The following is a 16,464-nucleotide window of genomic DNA, read 5'->3' as shown; positions in this document are numbered from 1 at the left end:
GATTGCTACAAAAAGGTGTGGCTAAAGATTACGCTCAATAGCACCACAATTTCAATATATTTTACAAAAACTTCATTTTTGCTACAAATAAATGCACAAAAAGCTTTCATGTTCATTATTTCTGACATAGCATGGAATATATCGACCGCTTTGACCAAAAAAGCAACAGATAACAAAAACAATAATGAAACTGAATCAAGGTAGATGATATGGCAGATCCACAGATGCACAATCAACGCGATGCACAGTCATTAGAACATTACTGGATGCCGTTTACGGCAAATAGGCAGTTTAAGTCGAGCCCAAGAATGCTCGCCCACGCCGAAGGTATGTATTATAAAGACGTCGCAGGTCGCCCCATATTAGACGGTACAGCAGGTTTGTGGTGCTGTAACGCCGGACACGGACGTAAAGAGATTTCAGAAGCCGTCAGTAAACAAATTCATGAGATGGACTACGCTCCCTCTTTTCAGATGGGTCACCCTTTAGCTTTTGAGCTAGCAGAGCGTTTAGCGCAAATTAGCCCAAAAGGATTAAATAAAGCCTTCTTCACAAATTCAGGTTCAGAGTCGGTAGACAGTGCCTTAAAAATTGCCCTCACCTACCACCGCGCTAACGGTGAAGCAACTAGAACCCGCTTTATTGGCCGCGAGCTTGGTTATCACGGTGTTGGCTTTGGTGGTATTTCAGTTGGTGGCATAGGAAATAATCGTAAGACCTTTAATCAACAGTTGCTACAGGGCGTCGATCACCTTCCCCATACATTAGACATAAAAGACAATGCCTTTTGTCGCGGCATGCCCAAAACTGGCGCAGAGAAAGCTGAAGTACTCGAGCAACTCGTCGCCCTGCACGGCGCAGAAAACATTGCAGCCGTGATTGTCGAGCCAATGTCAGGTTCTGCAGGCGTGATCCTACCGCCTGAGGGATACCTACAAAAGCTACGCGAAATAACTCAAAAGCACGGCATCTTATTGATATTTGATGAAGTTATCACAGCATTTGGCCGTGTCGGCGATGCGTTTGCAAGTCAGCGTTGGGGCGTGGTTCCCGATATGATCACCACGGCAAAAGCGCTTAATAATGGCGCAATCCCTATGGGTGCCGTGCTGGTCGATGACAATATCTATGATACCTGTATGCAAGGGCCAGAAAATGCTATCGAGCTATTTCATGGCTATACCTATTCGGGTCATCCCGTCGCAGCTGCCGCGGCGCTTGCTACCCTCAATATCTATGAAAATGAAAAACTATTTGAGCGCACTAAAGAGCTTGAAGGCTATTTCGAAGATGCAGTACACAGCTTAAAAGACCTACCTAATGTGATTGATATTCGCAACACGGGTCTTGTTGGTGGCATTCAATTTGCGCCAAGTGAAGCAGGCGTAGGCAAACGTGGCTTTGGGATCTTTGAACACTGCTTCGAAGCCGGAACCTTAGTGCGTGCCACCGGCGATATTATCGCTATTTCGCCGCCACTTATTGTCGATAAACAACAAATCGATCAAATAGTGAATACCCTTAGCGATGCAATTAGGGCTGTCGGTTAATCTCTGTGCCTATTGCACTTCGCTCCTGATACCGGCGTTGATGCAATGGGCAAAACCATTACTTTGAAACACAATTGATTCCCTTTTGGGGAGCGATAATTAGGATTTTGCGTTATGCACACCATTAACCATTACATTAACGGCGGCCACTCTGCGCCAAGCCAACGAACTCAGGCTTTTTTCGAACCAGCAACTGGCGAGCAGCGTGGCACAGTGTCTCTTGCCAGCGCCGCAGAAGTCGCAGGCGTGATTGAATTGGCTAAGATGGCCCATGAGTCATGGTCTAAAGTCACCCCGCTAAACCGTTCTCGTGTTCTGTTTAAGTTTAAAGCCTTAGTCGAAGCTAACATTGATGAACTTGCCGAACTTATTACCCGCGAACACGGCAAAGTGCTCGATGATGCTAAAGGCGAAATCATTCGCGGTTTAGAAGTTGTCGAGTTTGCCTGTGGTATTCCCCACCTATTAAAGGGTGAGCATACCGAGCAGGTCGGCGGTGGTGTCGACGCTTGGACTCTCAACCAATCGCTAGGCGTCGTTGCGGGTATTGCCCCGTTTAACTTCCCAGTGATGGTGCCTATGTGGATGTTCCCTATCGCAATTGCTTGCGGTAACAGCTTCATCATGAAGCCATCGGAGAAAGATCCAAGCTCTGTTATGCGTATGGCTGAACTACTGACCGAAGCGGGTTTGCCAAATGGGGTGTTTAACGTGGTTAACGGTGATAAAGAAGCCGTTGATACGCTACTCACACACAAAGATGTGCAGGCGGTTAGCTTTGTCGGTTCGACCCCGATTGCCGAGTATATCTACTCAACCGCATCGGCCCATGGCAAACGTGTACAAGCCCTTGGCGGCGCGAAGAACCATATGTTATTGATGCCAGATGCCGATCTCGATCAAGCCGTTGGTGCCTTAATGGGTGCGGCGTACGGTAGTGCAGGCGAGCGCTGTATGGCGATTTCGGTAGTCTTGGCCGTAGGCGAATCGGGTGATGCATTAGTTGAAAAACTGCTACCACAGATCAAAGCCCTTAAAGTCGGCAATGGCGTGACGCCAGAGATGGATATGGGCCCACTGATCTCTGCCCAACATTTAGAAAAAGTCAGCAATTATGTGGAGACTGGCGTTAGCGAGGGAGCACAGCTACTTGCCGATGGCCGACAGTTATCAGTTGCCGATCATGAGCAAGGCTACTTCCTAGGTGGCTGCTTGTTTGATCACGTAACCCCTGAGATGACCATCTATAAGGAAGAGATCTTCGGTCCGGTTCTCGCCATCGTGCGCGTAAAAGATTACAGCGAAGCACTACAACTCATCAACGACCATGAATTTGGTAACGGCACAGCAATATTCACTCAAAGCGGTGAGGCCGCGCGCCACTTCTGCCACAACGTACAAGTCGGTATGGTCGGTGTGAATGTCCCAATTCCAGTACCAATGGCGTTCCATAGCTTTGGTGGCTGGAAACGCTCACTCTTTGGTCCACTACATATGCACGGACCTGATGGAGTGCGCTTTTATACCAAGCGTAAGGCAATTACTGCGCGCTGGCCGCAGTCATCTCAAAACGCATCGAAAGGTGCAAAGGCTGACTTTGTGATGCCGACGATGAAGTAGATATAAAAAGGCGTGGCTTAGACCGCGCTTTTTTCGTTTAGCTTAACCAGCGCTAACTAAGCAGTGAAATGGAAGCACTAATGATTCAAAACATAGATTCAATCCTTAACTTTGCCAAGCTTAATACCGCTATCGAGCGCTATAAACTCGATGCCGAAAAAGTGCTGGCGGGTAACCCAGGGCAAGAGTTGCAAAACCATTACTCAAGCGATTGCGAACAGTTCCACGCAGGCGTTTGGCAAGGTGATGTAGGCAGTTGGAAAGTCGCCTATAGCGAACATGAATATTGTGAGATTTTATCGGGTTCTAGCAAGGTCACCGATAACAATGGTCACAGCATAACGGTGAAAACGGGTGACAGGTTTGTCATTCCAGCAGGGTTTGAAGGCACCTGGGAGGTGCTAGATAACTGCCGTAAGGTATACGTGATTTTTGAAGCTAACGCGCAGTAATACCGATAGGTATAAGGCACTAGAAAATCGCTTATCAGCCATGAGGTCGTAGCATTGTGCTGCTGTTTGGCAAAACCAAAGGATGCTTAACGCCAACTTCCTATAGGGGATTGGTATAACACTTAAAAATAAAGCATCTCAGTCAACATAGTAAAATGGAGAAACTACCGTGTATAAGAAACTCAATAAAAAACGGATTGCCCAGATTGTCGGTCTATCACTATCTACCGCGCTATTTGCCCCTCTAGCTCAAGCGGAGTTCTCTGGCGAAATCAGCGCCACTAACGATTACCGCTTCCGCGGTGTATCACAAACAGCTGGCGATTTCGCTGTTCAAGGCAGCTTAGACTACAGTATGGAAAATGGTCTTTTCTTTGGTGCTTGGGCGAGTAATGTTGATAAAGATAGCTACGACGCCGATGTAGAAATTGATATTTATGCTGGTTACTGGGGAGCGTTTGGCGCCGATGAAGAGTGGGAATATGATGTTACTCTGACCTACTATACCTATCCTGGACAAGATGAAAACACCGGATACTTAGAGGCCAATGTAGGTCTCTATTATGGCGGCTTCCACCTCGCTCAGTGGTATACCAATGACTACGCTAATGCAGATATATCATTGAACTACACAGAGCTTAACTACTCCTATGAGATCTTCGAGAACTGGAGCATCGATGCGCATGTAGGTTATAGCTATGGTGACGGCGCTGATTACGACTGGGGTGAAGACTATGTCGATTACTCTATCGGTGTCTCTACTGAGCTTGGTGGTGTAGGTCTATCTCTTGCTTGGTTAGACACTAACTTAAGCGATGACAATATCATCGATTCTTCAGAGCCATGGAGAAACGATGGAACTGTGCTTGCGACCGTAAGCTATGCTTTTTAAGATATATATTTAGCGCTAAGAAGTTAATCTTAAGAAGGTAAAACTGGCCTAGACAGTTTCCCTCCCAATAAAAAACCGCCCTCAGGCGGTTTTTTTATTGGATGCTTATACGAGTCGCCTGTAAAGCGATTATAGGCCTCTACTTTATCTTAGCCATCTGCTCAAACTCTTCATGGCTCAGGTGTTCGGCCACTTGGCGCCACCGACCACTCAAGCTTTGATGCTGCTCACGACGCTCAGGAAAGGTTTTAGATAGGTTTTCGATTAGTTGAGCCTGCTTCTGACAAAGCTCAAGCCAGCGCTCCGAATTTGATATTTGCATGGTGTTATCCTTAACTTATTTGAGAAGCCAATAAATCCTTGGTTTTCCATATTCACTCTAGCACAAATTATAATCTAGCGATTCTGAGGCATGGCGCACTTTTAAATTGTCTTGTGCAAGAGTATCTTAACTTAAGGGCTAAAATCGAAAGAAAAGGAAAGCGCATGACCCCTACCCTACTTAAAATTATTTTTATCGCCATCGCTGTTTTTATTATCTATAAGCTTATTTTCAGTGGTAAGAGAGGCTTAACTCTATTTGAAATGCATTTTAAAGACGGCCGCCTGACCTCACACAAGGGTAAGATCCCAGACAAATTTGCCAAAGAATGCCGCGCTATTGCAAAATCAAACAAGCTGACAGCCACAGTTAGAGCCGAAAAGCTTGGTGATGTGCGTCTTCATGTATCAGCCAATGTTAGCGATGCTATTACCCAGCGAATTAGAAATGTATTTCCATTTGAGTATTACGATAAGAAGCAGGTCGATAACAGCCGGAAAACATCATAAACGCTATAAAATACCTTTTCAGTTCAAGGCCTAAATAGGCTTTGAACTGAATGAATCTTGTTTCCCTCCATTATAAAAGTTCCACTATTCAACTTTGGATATAACCAAGGTCACTTCAGCCATAGTGACCCCGAACTTGATGATATCACTGCGATTAATAATAGTATTTTCATCCACTAAAAACATCCAGTCATCAAAGGTTACCTGGTACTCAGTATCATCAACGGGTAACAACATTTCATATTGCCATTGCAGCGCCATGCCGACAGCCTGCCCCTCGGCTTCGCCTAAAATATCATTGGCGGTACCTGAGTATTTTCCGTTACCAAGATCTGTGATGTTCCAAATTCGGATCTGCTTTTCGCCATCATCATAGATAAACCACTCTTTGATCTCGCCTTCCTTCCCCTGCCAGCTCGCTAACATCTCCACAGTAAAACGTCTAACGACTTTTCCACTATAGTCCTGCACAGTACCATGCGCAGTTAACTTGCCATCAAAGAACTGCTTTAAATCTAGATTAGGTCTCGTGCCTTGATAATCGTTAATATCGGAACTTGAGCAGGCCGCTAGCAACAAAAATCCAATTGCGCCGATGCCATGTTTAATCCTACTTAACAGTCGCATGCAAGCTCTCCTAGTAGTTGTTTTCTTAGCTCTGGACGGCTAGTAGCTTCAGATAGCCAAATCGCTAAAAAGTCTTCACTAAAGCCTTTAGGCATTGGCTCAGCCAACGGCTCACCATTAAAATAAAATTGGCTTACACCTGAGCCTAATACTCGTAAAGTCAGCTTGTCGCCTTCTACCACATCAGGCCAAATAGAGTTGATGGCAGCGAGCCATTTTTGTTGGTTTTGTTTACTCACGCCTAGGTGCTGCCACTGATCTAAGGTTGCTTCGACTAAACGTTCACTTGGGATCTCTTGAAAGTACTCAATATCTAACACTAACGGCGACTCGCCTTGTTTATAATCACCGTCCAACGTGAGTAATGTGGCGCGATAAAGTGAAAACCACCACCACTGCATTTCACCGCGGCCCACTTCTTTAAAAGAGTCGAAATCGGGCTCAGCAGAGGAGCTCACATTTTTAGTTAAAGAGGCTGCTTGTTGGCTATGAATCTGCAGTGATGCAATTTGTGTTGAATGAGCCTGAAAAGTTGAGTCAAAAGTTCCTTGAGAATGGGGTTGTTCTAGTGCTGCTACTTTAGCTACAGATTGGGCATGAGACTGACTAACAAAAATCACAGCTGCAGTTAATATTCCAATTTTAAGCGCTAGTACATTTAGATTTAGCGCATTTAGCTTTAAATGGCGACAAACAGATTGGGTAAACATGGCGACCTTCCTATGCCCGTCACCTCAACTATTATTTACTGATCTCGGGTGACATTAACAAACATAGGAAACATTACGAGCCAAACAAAGAACAGGATCAATGCGCTATAGAATAATTCCAGAGGCAAAACAACAGCGTCAAAACGCTCGCCTGCCAAATAACTTAAACAACCAAAAATGCCGCCAAGTAAAGCATTCAACTGCCAATTTAATTTTTGGGTGAAGGCCAAACTATAACGTAATGAAATGGCAAAGTGACACCAAATCGCTAACAGCCAAAAAGGGAATTGCTGAAATTGAAACACGCCAGCAAACATTAAGGCGCTATCGAAGGCAAATCCAAATATAGCGACCTTAAGCATCAAACTTACATCTTGACGCACATAGGTAGACAAGTAAAAGTGAACCAATAACAGCGCTAAGGTCAACCACAATGATGAGTTTCGGTACAAGATAGATAACCACCAAACTGCCTGAAACATCAGTAAATTGATAATCATCAAATGTTGCTGTGCAAACTTAAGCAAACGATTCGAGTTCATCTGGCCTCCACTCATCTCTTTACCGTGACCTCTATACGCTAATCTGTGTATGATAGCCGTTAGACTGTAGGCGATAGCTTGGACGCACTGCCACTAAATGCACTGTACTTGTGGTCCTCTCTAAAAAACCGCCTTCACAGTAGCTTAAGTAAAACTTCCACATACGAATAAAGTCATCGCCGTAACCCAGCGCTTTTATCTTAGGTAACGCAGCGTCAAAATTATCATGCCAATCTTTGAGAGTTTTAGCGTAATCCAGCCCCATATCATCGACTGACCAAGTGACAAAATCGGTATGCTTGGTGAGCTCGTTAGTCATGCGTGTCACTGACGGTAAGCAACCACCGGGAAAAATATAACGCTGGATAAAGTCAGCTCCTTTGCGGTAACTGTCGTAACGCTGATCAGCAATGGTGATAGCTTGGATCAATAAGCGTCCATTAGGTTTAAGTAAACTCTGTAACTTCTTAAAAAATCCCGGTAAGTATTCGTGTCCTACCGCTTCTATCATTTCAATAGAAACCACACGGTCATATTCTCCCGTTAATATACGATAATCATCTTTAAGTAGCGTTACCCTATCTTGTAAGCCCTCTTCTTCGATTCGTTGTGAGGCATATTCAAACTGCGCATCAGAAATGGTCGTAGTCGTAACTTGTACGCCATGATGTTTGGCTGCGTAAATAGCTAACGCGCCCCAGCCGGTGCCCACCTCTAATAAAGTCTGCCCAGGAGTTAAGTCTAAGCGTTCACAAATGGTTTTTAGTTTATGCTGCTGCGCCTCATCAAGGCTTGCACCGCTATGAGGGTAAAGCGCACTTGAATACAGCATCTGTTTATCTAAGAATTGCTGGTACATCTCATTGCCCAGATCATAGTGAGCCAAAATATTACGTTTAGACCCCTCTTGAGTATTGCGATTAAATAGGTGAGCAATACGACTAAAGGGAGCCGAGATCCAAGATAACTTCTGTTCAAGTTTGTCTAATAGAGGCAGGTTGCGCGCAAATAGTTGCACCACCTTGGTCAGCTCAGGGCTGGTCCAATGCGCTTGAATATAGGCTTCGCCCGCACCAATCGAACCCGACAACAGTATTTGTCGATAAAAGCGTGGATTATTAACGATAATCGTGGCGTGTAACTCGGACTCTTTACGACCAAACTCGTAACTCTTATCACCATCGATAAGGCTTAAGTGGCCATCAGCAAGCCCAGGAAGCGCGCTGAGTAACAACTTTCTTGCAAGGCTGTCCAGCAAACGTTCAGTAGCCAGATTATTTTTAGTGGTAATATTTTCCATTATCGTTTCTCCGCTGGCTTACCGGGATGCCCAACAAAAGGCACACGTTTTATTAATAATTTAAGTGCTTGCCAATAAATGCCTTGGACGATTTTAAGGGTCATAAAAGGAAAATTTATTAGCATTGATTGCAAATTTTTGGCACTCATCTCATGCTTAAACAAACATAAATTGGCATCAAATAACTTCTGCGTATTGCGATTTTCAATACCAACTCTGACTTCGCTGCTAGGTGCTTTAATCCGCCAAATGTATTTCATGTCGAGATCCATAAAGGGCGATACATGAAACACCTTGTCCGTCGGCTCGGTACGTTCAAGATTAACCAAGTAATAATGACGTTGATTCCAAGGGGTATTACTCACCTCAGCCAACATGTATTTAGCCTTATCGTCCTGATAGCAAAAGAAACAGTTTATCGGACTAAAATAGATGCCAAAGTGCCTTACTTGGCCGACAAAGACCACACGATTACAACCGGGCTCAGCTCCTAACGCCAACGCTTTACTTAGTACTCTGGTTTTCAAGTCTTGCAGTAAATCGCCGCCGTTGGCTAAATAATCTTTTTGCTCAAATCGTAACGGTGCAAAGCGCGTTGAGGAAAATACCCAGCTGACCTGTTCCAATCGTTCAAGCTCATCAAGATCGATACCGAGCATCGCCATTTGGTAATCAAAGCTGTGTTCTGCGGGGCTATACCGACGGTGCATCACTTTGCCGCGATACACCCCACTGACAAATGACTCGGTGCTGTCGTTTCCTGCTAACGCTGCTTGACTCATAAGCGCATCCCAAAGGCTTCACACACATCAAATGCGCTGTGTACGCCATCTTCATGGAAGCCGTTATACCAGTAGGCTCCTGCAAAGTGGGTGTGGTTAACACCAGATATCAAGTCTCGCTGTGATTGCGCCTGCATGCTCTCTTCATTAAATACTGGGTGAGCATAGTTAAATGTACGTAGCACCTTATCGGGAGAGATCAATTGTGATTGATTTAATGTCACACAAAATGTAGGAGCCCCCGCTGGTAAGCGTTGCAGGATATTCATGTTGTAGGTTACCGATGCTTGACGCTGAGTATTGCCATCTAAGCGATAGTTCCAGCTCGCCCAAGTCTTTTTCCGTTTAGGCATTAAGCTTTTGTCGGTATGCAAGACCACTTCATTATTTTGATAGGCAAGCTTACTCAGCACTTGCTGCTCATCAGCAGTTGCATCGTCTAGCATCGCTAGCGCTTGGTCGCTATGGCAAGCTAAAATCACTTCATCAAACCCTTGCCACTCACCTTTATTTATCTGTAATTGCACTCCATCGCACTCATCACCGATAGCGCGTTTAATAGCAGTTACTGGGCTGTTTAAATGAATCGATTCTTTAAAGGGTGCGATGAGATCAGGAATATAGCTACGTGAACCGCCCTCTAATACATACCACTGCGGCCTGTCGGCAATATTGAGTAAGCCGTGATTTTCAAAAAACTGAATAAAGAAGCGCAATGAGAAAGCGCGCATATCATCGATACTCGATGACCAAATGGCTGCGCCCATCGGCAAAATGTAGTGCTCACTAAAGAAGTCGCTAAAGCCTTGGCGATCTAGCAGCTCTCCCAAGGTTTGGTATTGGTAGCTGTCAGCTGAAAAAGCTTGCTTACAGAGTTTATTAAAACGCAAAATCTCTAAAATAAATGACCAAAACCTAGGTCTAAAAAGGTTACGCTTTTGAGCAAATAAAGAGCTGAGTGTATTGCCGTTATACTCAAGTCCAGTATTTGCATTGTGCACACTGAAACTCATCTCTGTAGTAATAGCCTTAACATTAAGCCTAGCTAAAAGCTGCTCAAATCTAGGGTAGGTACGGTCATTAAACACAATAAAGCCAGTATCGATGGCGTACTCTTTGCCCGCCACTTCAACATCAACCGTTGCCGTGTGGCCGCCGATATAGTGATTGGCCTCAAATACGGTTACATCATGCTTTTGAGATAAAATATGTGCGCAGGTCAGCCCTGATACGCCAGTGCCGACAATCGCCACTCTTTTACGCTGCTTTATGTTGTCAACGGTATTCATTAGCGCACCTTCTTATTTTGTTTTGTCGCAGCATTTTCATGCTCTGTATCGACAGACGTGTTACTCGTATTTAGTTTTTCCCATATTGCTCGCGGCAATAGAGAGATAAATTTGAGTAACAAGGTGAACCTTTTTGGAAAATGAATTTCTCGTAGACCTCTGGCTAACCCTTGTCGTATTGCTAGTGAAGCCTGCTCCGGCGTTTGCTGCATCGGCATCGCGAAGTCATTTTTATCGGTTAATGGCGTTTTAACAAATCCAGGACAAATAACACTGACGCCAATATGGTGAGGCTTTAGATCGATAGCGAGACTGGCTGCCAAATATTGCACAGCCGCTTTAGATGCTCCATAAGCTTCCGCTCGTGGAAAGGGCAAATACACTGCACTAGAGCCCATTAACGCCAACCTACCGCCTTTATCGATAAGCGGCGTGAAGGCCGATAAACAGTACCCCATGGCAATCAGGTTGGTGCGGATCACGCGCTCAAATAGTTTGCCGTCAAAATTGACCGCGTCATTGATATATTCACAGCTACCCGCATTTAAAATAACTAAGTCTAATGAGCTAGATAGCTTCGCCTTAACAATGTCAGCTTGCGCGGCAACTTGATGATTATTGGTAATATCAAAGTTAAGCTTTTCAGCTCCTTGTAACTGGGATAACGCCTGCTGATTGCGGCCGCAAGCAAACACTTGCCAGCCATCGGCGAGATAGTCTTTCGCAAGTTGTAGGCCAATCCCAGAGCTTGCTCCTGTAATAAGCACGCTTTTTGGATCATGAGTCAACATATTCGCCGCTCTCATTTTGACGCCTTCGCCTTAACGAACTTCACCAAGCTACCCAACAGTGGAATATGCTCATAAAGCATAGTGCCCAAGTCGAAGAAATCTTGGTGTTGATAAATCTTGTGATTAAACCTCAGTAAACTGATCCCTTCGACGGTAATTTCCCCCCCTGCATTTAACTTTGGGTGTATAAACCTCATGGTCCATTTTAGGCTCGCAGAGTCTGCTTGATGGATAACCTGATGAATTTCAAAATCGATTGAACCTACATTGTGGTAAAGGTTGGCAAAATAATCGGTCAGTGCAGGCAGACCCGATACATGATGTAGCGGATCGCTAAATTCGATGTCATCACTGTAAACTTGCCCCAACAAGTGCAGATTATCTTTATCGAGCCGCTGATATAATTCGATAAAGCTATCGATTAACTCTTTTTCAGCGATGAGTTCACCCCAGCCAGTAGATGACAATTCAGTCTGTAATACTTGAGTGTTATCAGTCATCCGAAAATCTCCTTGTCCAAATCAACAGGGTTAGTGACTTTTGATGTTCCTTTTATCTTTTGCATATCACTTAATGCCTTTCGCTTCATTACGGACAACTCAGTCATTGCGCGTTTTCTGGCAAACTTATGGTCAACTATAGGAGAAGCATAGTCCTTATCAACAAAGAGTTGTGCTTGAGAGTGTAATTTAAGCTTATGAATTGACTTTAAATCTACATCATTTAGCTCAGGTAAATACTTACGAATAAAGGCGCCAGTAGGATCAAATTTTTCGCACTGAGAGATAGGATTAAATACCCGAAAATAAGGCTGGGCATCGCAGCCCGTTCCAGCAGACCATTGCCAACCGCCATTATTCGCCGCCAAATCACCATCAATGAGTTTTTGCCTGAAATAACGCTCGCCCCAACGCCAATCGATAAGCAAGTGCTTAGTTAAAAAGCTTGCCGTCACCATACGCAATCGATTGTGCATCCAACCCGTTTGATTGAGTTGCCGCATAGCAGCATCAACTAACGGGTAACCTGTGCGCCCCTCGCACCAAGCTTGAAACTCTCTTGGGTTATTTCGCCAATTAATGTTATCAGCTAATGCATTGAAGTTTGCCCGCTTAGATAGCTTGGGAAAAGCCACCAGCAAGTGGCGATAAAACTCACGCCAGATCAACTCATTGAGCCAGCACCTGCCGGGGCTTTCATCATGAACGAGTGCATCAGGAAAATGGCTGAGCAGCACTTGTACACATTGGCGTGGGCTAAGCACACCTATCGCCAAATAGGCCGATATTCGGCTAGTACCATCAAGTGCAGGAAAGTCTCTATTTGCCTGATAACCCAGTAACTTATTTTGGGCAAAGTCACGCAGTTGTTGCTGAGCAGTCGCCTCCCCCACAGGCCAAGCACGACTCGACACTTTCTTGCAGCGCAAACTGATTTCATTCGGTTTTGGTAAGGGGGTAGATCTCGATAATGGTCTAGCTAAAGTGTGTATTGGATTTTGTCTGGCGATTTCACACCACTTTTTACTAAAGGGAGTAAAGACTCTATACATTTCGCCAGATAAATTGAGTACATCTAACGGGGCAAGTAAACAGTGTTGCTGATGAAGTTCAAGTTTTACACCCGCTCTTGCAATAGCTTGATCGCGCATCTGCTCATTAAACTCAGGCTCGCTACTAGCAAACACCTTATCTATCTGCCAATCACTAACGTACAGAGCTAACACATCTGGGATCTCATCAAATGTCTCTAAATGACACACATCGAGAGGGATCCCTATGGTTGCCAGCTCTACAGCAAGATAATTAAGTTGACGTTCGATAAAGTCTAACTGAATCGCAGCAACATCATGGGACTTCCATTGCTTAGGGGTCGAAATAAATAGCCCTCTAACCTTACCCTTGCCATGACGAGCATGTTCGCATGCCGCAAGTAAACTTTGATTATCGGCTAGACGTAAATCACTTCTAAACCAGATCACGGCATTGCCAGTTGCGATAACGCTGTCGTTATTCACGGCTCCCCCTTTGAGAGTGACAAACTAAAATGACGAATTAAAGTGACGGGAACAGTCACTCGTTAATAGGCATAGCGAAGCTTTAATTCCTGCGGGTGAGGATTAAGGTACACCTGATTTTCAATGTAAGGGGTTGGGTGTTCACGCAAGTAGTGATTAATCAAGGTCATCGGTACTAAGATAGGTTGTAGACCCTGGTTATACTTGAGAATAGATTCGCTGAGCTCAGACTTTTGCTCACTCGATAAGTGCTTCTTGAAATAACCTTGTATATGCTGCAAAGCACTGGTGTGATTTTTACGGGTAGCTTTAATCTTTAAGATCTGCATGAAGCCTGCGAAATAATCATTTGCTATCTGTTCAAGATCACCAGTCATATTCGCCAGTAGAGGCCCTAGCTCTCGATAGAGCTTTGGATTATGGGCCATCAACATGTATTTATAACGAGCATGAAAATCGAGAATATTGCTTTTAGTCAAACCAGATACTTTCAGGCAATGCCAGTCATGGTAGGCATATACGCGGGTAAAGAAGTTTTCGCGAATAGGCAGATCATGTAAACGCCCCTCTTCCTCAACAGGTAAAAGCGGATAACGCTCCATCAATTTCTTAGCGTAAACACCAATGCCTGACTTCCAGCCATTGTTAGTGCCATACTTATATTCAGTCACCCGCTCCATACCACAAGTTGGCGACTTAGCACATAAGATATAGCCACCAAGAAAGTTAAGCTGCTCAACCTTTTTTTGGCTAAACTCATTGAGTTTGTCGGTGACATCAACTGACCCATCGGCACTTTTTACAAAGATAATATCGCCATCTTTTTCAAGACGAATGGACTTTCTAGGGGCACCCATACCAATCGCCATTTCAGGGCAAACGGGCACATAATGAAAATAGTCTGCGATCTCTTTCTGGCAATAACTCGAGGCTTTATGTCCGCCATCAAAACGAACTTTCTCCCCTAATAAACAGGCACTGATCCCTATTTGAATCTTATCTGGATTAAATTGGCTCATCGTCATACTCCCCTATTGAGAATAATTTTACGAACCTAGCCACAGTAAAGATCACTTTAATGAGTATTAATACCAATCAGTATAAACATGTAGTCGCTCAGCGAGAGTTTAGCGGTTCTGAGGCAAAGTCATTAAGAATCACAGCATCAGAACCGCTAAACCTCGCCATTCTGGAGCGTTTTGGCTGCCTACTTCTGCGTTGAATAGTTTTATAAGGGAATAACCATTATTGCAGCTATTCGCCTTGAATTAGTTTGCCAAAAATCGCTCTGAGTAGATCAAATTCTTATACTGATTGGGATAATTAGCGGCTTGCTAATTTCAGGGCAAGAAAAAGCCAGCTAATAAGCTGGCTTTTTGATAACTCGGTTTTAGGAGACTCAATTAACGGTTTTTATCCGCAAAACGTTCTAAGCCCCAGACCAATAAAATACCACCCAACATGGCTATGACCGCATAGATGATCAACGAAGGTTGGCCGGTAATATGCTCATACTGCATTGGCGAAAGTATGCGCTCATCTAGAGGTACCATTTCTCCCTTAGAGTTTTCACGGAACGTCAGTACCTCTTTCCATGGCCAGATTTTACCCAGCGTACCCAGCATTAACCCAATCAAAAACATCAGCGTTGCGTCATGATACTTTCTAAGTAGTGCCGACAATACGTGACTAAAGCAAAGTATGCCGATAGCAGCGCCGGCGGCAAAGGTTGCCATAATCGCAATATCAAAATTCTTAACTGCGCCGATTACTGGCGTATATAACCCAAGCAACAATAAGATAAAGCTGCCTGAAATTCCCGGTAAGATCATTGCGGTAATCGCAATACAGCCACCTAAGAACACGTTCAGATAGGTCATCTCAAGTGCGATAGGGTTTAGCATGGTAATCCCCCACGCAAACACGACTCCCAAGGCAAACAAGATGACTCTCCCAATCGTCACCCCTTTCACCTGCTTGAGCATATGAATAACCGAGATCAAAATCAGACCAAAAAAGAACGACCATACTGGGATCGGATGTGTTTCCAGTAAATAAGTGATCAATTTGGCTAGAGTCAGAATGCTGGTCAAAATACCACCAAACACACACACTAAAAATGGTCCGTTAATGTGCATAAACGCCGCTTTTACACCTTGCTCCTTAACCACACCTAATAGAGATGGCCTAATCTTTTTAATGCTTTCAAGTAGTGGGTCTAAAATCCCAGTAATAAAGGCGATAGTACCGCCCGAAACGCCAGGAACCACATCTGCGGCTCCCATTGCCATCCCTTTCAGGTAGGTCTGTAAATAATTCACTGTAATCCTTAATTCACTGAAATCTTTTTTATCGAGCGAAATTATACGTGCCACTTCCTCTAAAAAGAAATGAAATGCAGTTTAATTTTCTGCACACGGAATAATCTGATGCTAGCAATTGATGTTAATTCAATGTTAACCTCATCCGACCAGTTAAGCGCGTTAAAATGGACAAGGAAAGATGAGCAATACTAATAATAAGCCCACTAAAGTCATGTCACTGTATAACCGTGTCACCAAGCTGCCTTTTGGCAACAAGATTTTTTCAATCATGGTTAGCCGTATGGCGCCCTACTTCGCCACAGTAAAACCCATGATTAGTGAATTAAATGTGAATCGCTGTGTGTGCTTAATCAAAAAACACAAAGCGGTACACAACCATATTCAAACCGTACATGTGATTGCCATCTGTAATGGTCTAGAAATGGCGATGGGGGTGATGGCTGAAGCGTCTATTCCGCATCACTTAAGATGGATCCCTAAAGGCATGAGTGTCGATTACACCGCTAAGGCGGGTAGCGATATCACCTGTGTTGCCGAAGTAAAACCTGAGCAATGGGTCCCTGGTGACATGTTAGTCCCCGTTACCGCTTATGACACCGATGGCGTTGTGGTGGTACAAGGCACGATTAAGTTATGGATTTCGGAAAAACCCGCCAAGAAATAACCACTAGCGCCACGGATTAGCAGACCGACAATAATATCGTTTGTCGCTCAGTATTTTCCTGCTATTATTTCGA

Annotated in this window: 19 protein-coding genes; 7 read left to right on the top strand and 12 right to left on the bottom strand. The window is 44.3% G+C overall.

The window, feature by feature from the left end; all coding sequences use genetic code 11:
• Nucleotides 1-209: 209 nt before the first annotated feature.
• The 4 genes from Q1A86_RS01320 (at nt 210) to Q1A86_RS01305 (ending at nt 4,514) form a co-directional block, all read left to right on the top strand.
• Nucleotides 210-1,550 (top strand): aspartate aminotransferase family protein, encoded by a 1,341-nt coding sequence (locus Q1A86_RS01320; RefSeq protein ID WP_299801958.1) that lies wholly within the window; start codon nt 210-212, stop codon nt 1,548-1,550.
• 114 nt (nt 1,551-1,664) lie between these two features.
• Nucleotides 1,665-3,170 carry a CoA-acylating methylmalonate-semialdehyde dehydrogenase gene (locus Q1A86_RS01315; RefSeq protein WP_299801956.1) on the top strand — a complete coding sequence of 502 codons (1,506 nt, stop codon included), beginning with the start codon at nt 1,665-1,667 and terminating at the stop codon, nt 3,168-3,170.
• 80 nt (nt 3,171-3,250) lie between these two features.
• On the top strand, nt 3,251-3,622 hold the full coding sequence (locus tag Q1A86_RS01310; RefSeq protein ID WP_299801954.1) for a cupin domain-containing protein: 372 nt from the start codon (nt 3,251-3,253) through the stop codon (nt 3,620-3,622).
• Nucleotides 3,623-3,791: 169 nt separating this feature from the next.
• Nucleotides 3,792-4,514 (top strand): TorF family putative porin, encoded by a 723-nt coding sequence (locus Q1A86_RS01305; protein ID WP_299801952.1) that lies wholly within the window; start codon nt 3,792-3,794, stop codon nt 4,512-4,514.
• 139 nt (nt 4,515-4,653) lie between these two features.
• On the opposite strand, the gene Q1A86_RS01300 is transcribed toward Q1A86_RS01305, so the two are convergent.
• Nucleotides 4,654-4,836, bottom strand: a complete 183-nt coding sequence (locus Q1A86_RS01300; RefSeq protein WP_299801951.1) for a hypothetical protein — start codon at nt 4,834-4,836, stop codon at nt 4,654-4,656.
• A 164-nt stretch (nt 4,837-5,000) separates the two neighbouring features.
• On the opposite strand from Q1A86_RS01300, the gene Q1A86_RS01295 reads away from it, so the two are divergent.
• Nucleotides 5,001-5,345, top strand: a complete 345-nt coding sequence (locus Q1A86_RS01295; protein ID WP_299801950.1) for a DUF3634 family protein — start codon at nt 5,001-5,003, stop codon at nt 5,343-5,345.
• Between the two features lie 84 nt (nt 5,346-5,429).
• On the opposite strand, the gene Q1A86_RS01290 is transcribed toward Q1A86_RS01295, so the two are convergent.
• The 10 genes from Q1A86_RS01290 to Q1A86_RS01245 form a co-directional block, all read right to left on the bottom strand.
• A complete protein-coding gene (locus tag Q1A86_RS01290) occupies nt 5,430-5,972 on the bottom strand; it encodes a DUF3833 domain-containing protein (protein WP_299801949.1) in 543 nt (180 codons plus the stop codon).
• The gene (locus Q1A86_RS01285) at nt 5,960-6,682 is read right to left on the bottom strand and encodes a chalcone isomerase family protein (protein ID WP_299801947.1); all 723 of its coding nucleotides are present in this window, start codon (nt 6,680-6,682) and stop codon (nt 5,960-5,962) included. The genes Q1A86_RS01290 and Q1A86_RS01285 overlap by 13 nt, the downstream gene beginning before the upstream one ends.
• 35 nt (nt 6,683-6,717) lie before the next feature.
• The gene (locus tag Q1A86_RS01280; RefSeq protein WP_299801946.1) at nt 6,718-7,224 is read right to left on the bottom strand and encodes a DUF2878 domain-containing protein; all 507 of its coding nucleotides are present in this window, start codon (nt 7,222-7,224) and stop codon (nt 6,718-6,720) included.
• Nucleotides 7,225-7,255: 31 nt separating this feature from the next.
• A complete protein-coding gene (locus Q1A86_RS01275) occupies nt 7,256-8,524 on the bottom strand; it encodes a cyclopropane-fatty-acyl-phospholipid synthase family protein (protein ID WP_299801944.1) in 1,269 nt (422 codons plus the stop codon).
• The gene (locus Q1A86_RS01270) at nt 8,524-9,306 is read right to left on the bottom strand and encodes a DUF1365 domain-containing protein (RefSeq protein ID WP_299801943.1); all 783 of its coding nucleotides are present in this window, start codon (nt 9,304-9,306) and stop codon (nt 8,524-8,526) included. Before Q1A86_RS01270 ends, Q1A86_RS01275 begins: the two co-directional genes overlap by 1 nt.
• Nucleotides 9,303-10,595: an NAD(P)/FAD-dependent oxidoreductase gene (locus Q1A86_RS01265; RefSeq protein WP_299801942.1), complete on the bottom strand. Its 1,293-nt coding sequence runs from the start codon at nt 10,593-10,595 to the stop codon at nt 9,303-9,305. The genes Q1A86_RS01270 and Q1A86_RS01265 overlap by 4 nt, the downstream gene beginning before the upstream one ends.
• A complete protein-coding gene (locus Q1A86_RS01260) occupies nt 10,595-11,401 on the bottom strand; it encodes an SDR family NAD(P)-dependent oxidoreductase (RefSeq protein WP_299801941.1) in 807 nt (268 codons plus the stop codon). Before Q1A86_RS01260 ends, Q1A86_RS01265 begins: the two co-directional genes overlap by 1 nt.
• Nucleotides 11,398-11,886, bottom strand: coding sequence for a nuclear transport factor 2 family protein (locus Q1A86_RS01255; RefSeq protein WP_299801940.1), 489 nt, complete (start codon nt 11,884-11,886; stop codon nt 11,398-11,400). The genes Q1A86_RS01260 and Q1A86_RS01255 overlap by 4 nt, the downstream gene beginning before the upstream one ends.
• On the bottom strand, nt 11,883-13,403 hold the full coding sequence (phrB, locus tag Q1A86_RS01250; RefSeq protein ID WP_299801938.1) for a deoxyribodipyrimidine photo-lyase: 1,521 nt from the start codon (nt 13,401-13,403) through the stop codon (nt 11,883-11,885). Before phrB ends, Q1A86_RS01255 begins: the two co-directional genes overlap by 4 nt.
• A 62-nt stretch (nt 13,404-13,465) precedes the next feature.
• On the bottom strand, nt 13,466-14,422 hold the full coding sequence (locus Q1A86_RS01245) for a DUF523 and DUF1722 domain-containing protein (protein WP_299801936.1): 957 nt from the start codon (nt 14,420-14,422) through the stop codon (nt 13,466-13,468).
• 59 nt (nt 14,423-14,481) lie between these two features.
• On the opposite strand from Q1A86_RS01245, the gene Q1A86_RS01240 reads away from it, so the two are divergent.
• Nucleotides 14,482-14,625, top strand: a complete 144-nt coding sequence (locus Q1A86_RS01240; RefSeq protein ID WP_299801934.1) for a hypothetical protein — start codon at nt 14,482-14,484, stop codon at nt 14,623-14,625.
• Between the two features lie 181 nt (nt 14,626-14,806).
• Here Q1A86_RS01240 and Q1A86_RS01235 read toward each other — a convergent pair whose 3' ends face one another.
• Nucleotides 14,807-15,724, bottom strand: coding sequence for a DUF368 domain-containing protein (locus Q1A86_RS01235; RefSeq protein ID WP_299801932.1), 918 nt, complete (start codon nt 15,722-15,724; stop codon nt 14,807-14,809).
• Between the two features lie 181 nt (nt 15,725-15,905).
• Between Q1A86_RS01235 and Q1A86_RS01230 the strand changes: the two genes are divergently transcribed.
• Nucleotides 15,906-16,391, top strand: a complete 486-nt coding sequence (locus Q1A86_RS01230; protein ID WP_299801930.1) for a hotdog fold domain-containing protein — start codon at nt 15,906-15,908, stop codon at nt 16,389-16,391.
• Nucleotides 16,392-16,464 lie beyond the last annotated feature (73 nt).

It is taken from the genome of uncultured Shewanella sp. (assembly GCF_947497935.1).
In the GTDB taxonomy this organism is placed as follows: Bacteria; Pseudomonadota; Gammaproteobacteria; order Enterobacterales; family Shewanellaceae; genus Shewanella.
Note: the sequence above shows the minus strand (reverse complement) of the source record. Positions and strands in the feature narration are given on the sequence as shown.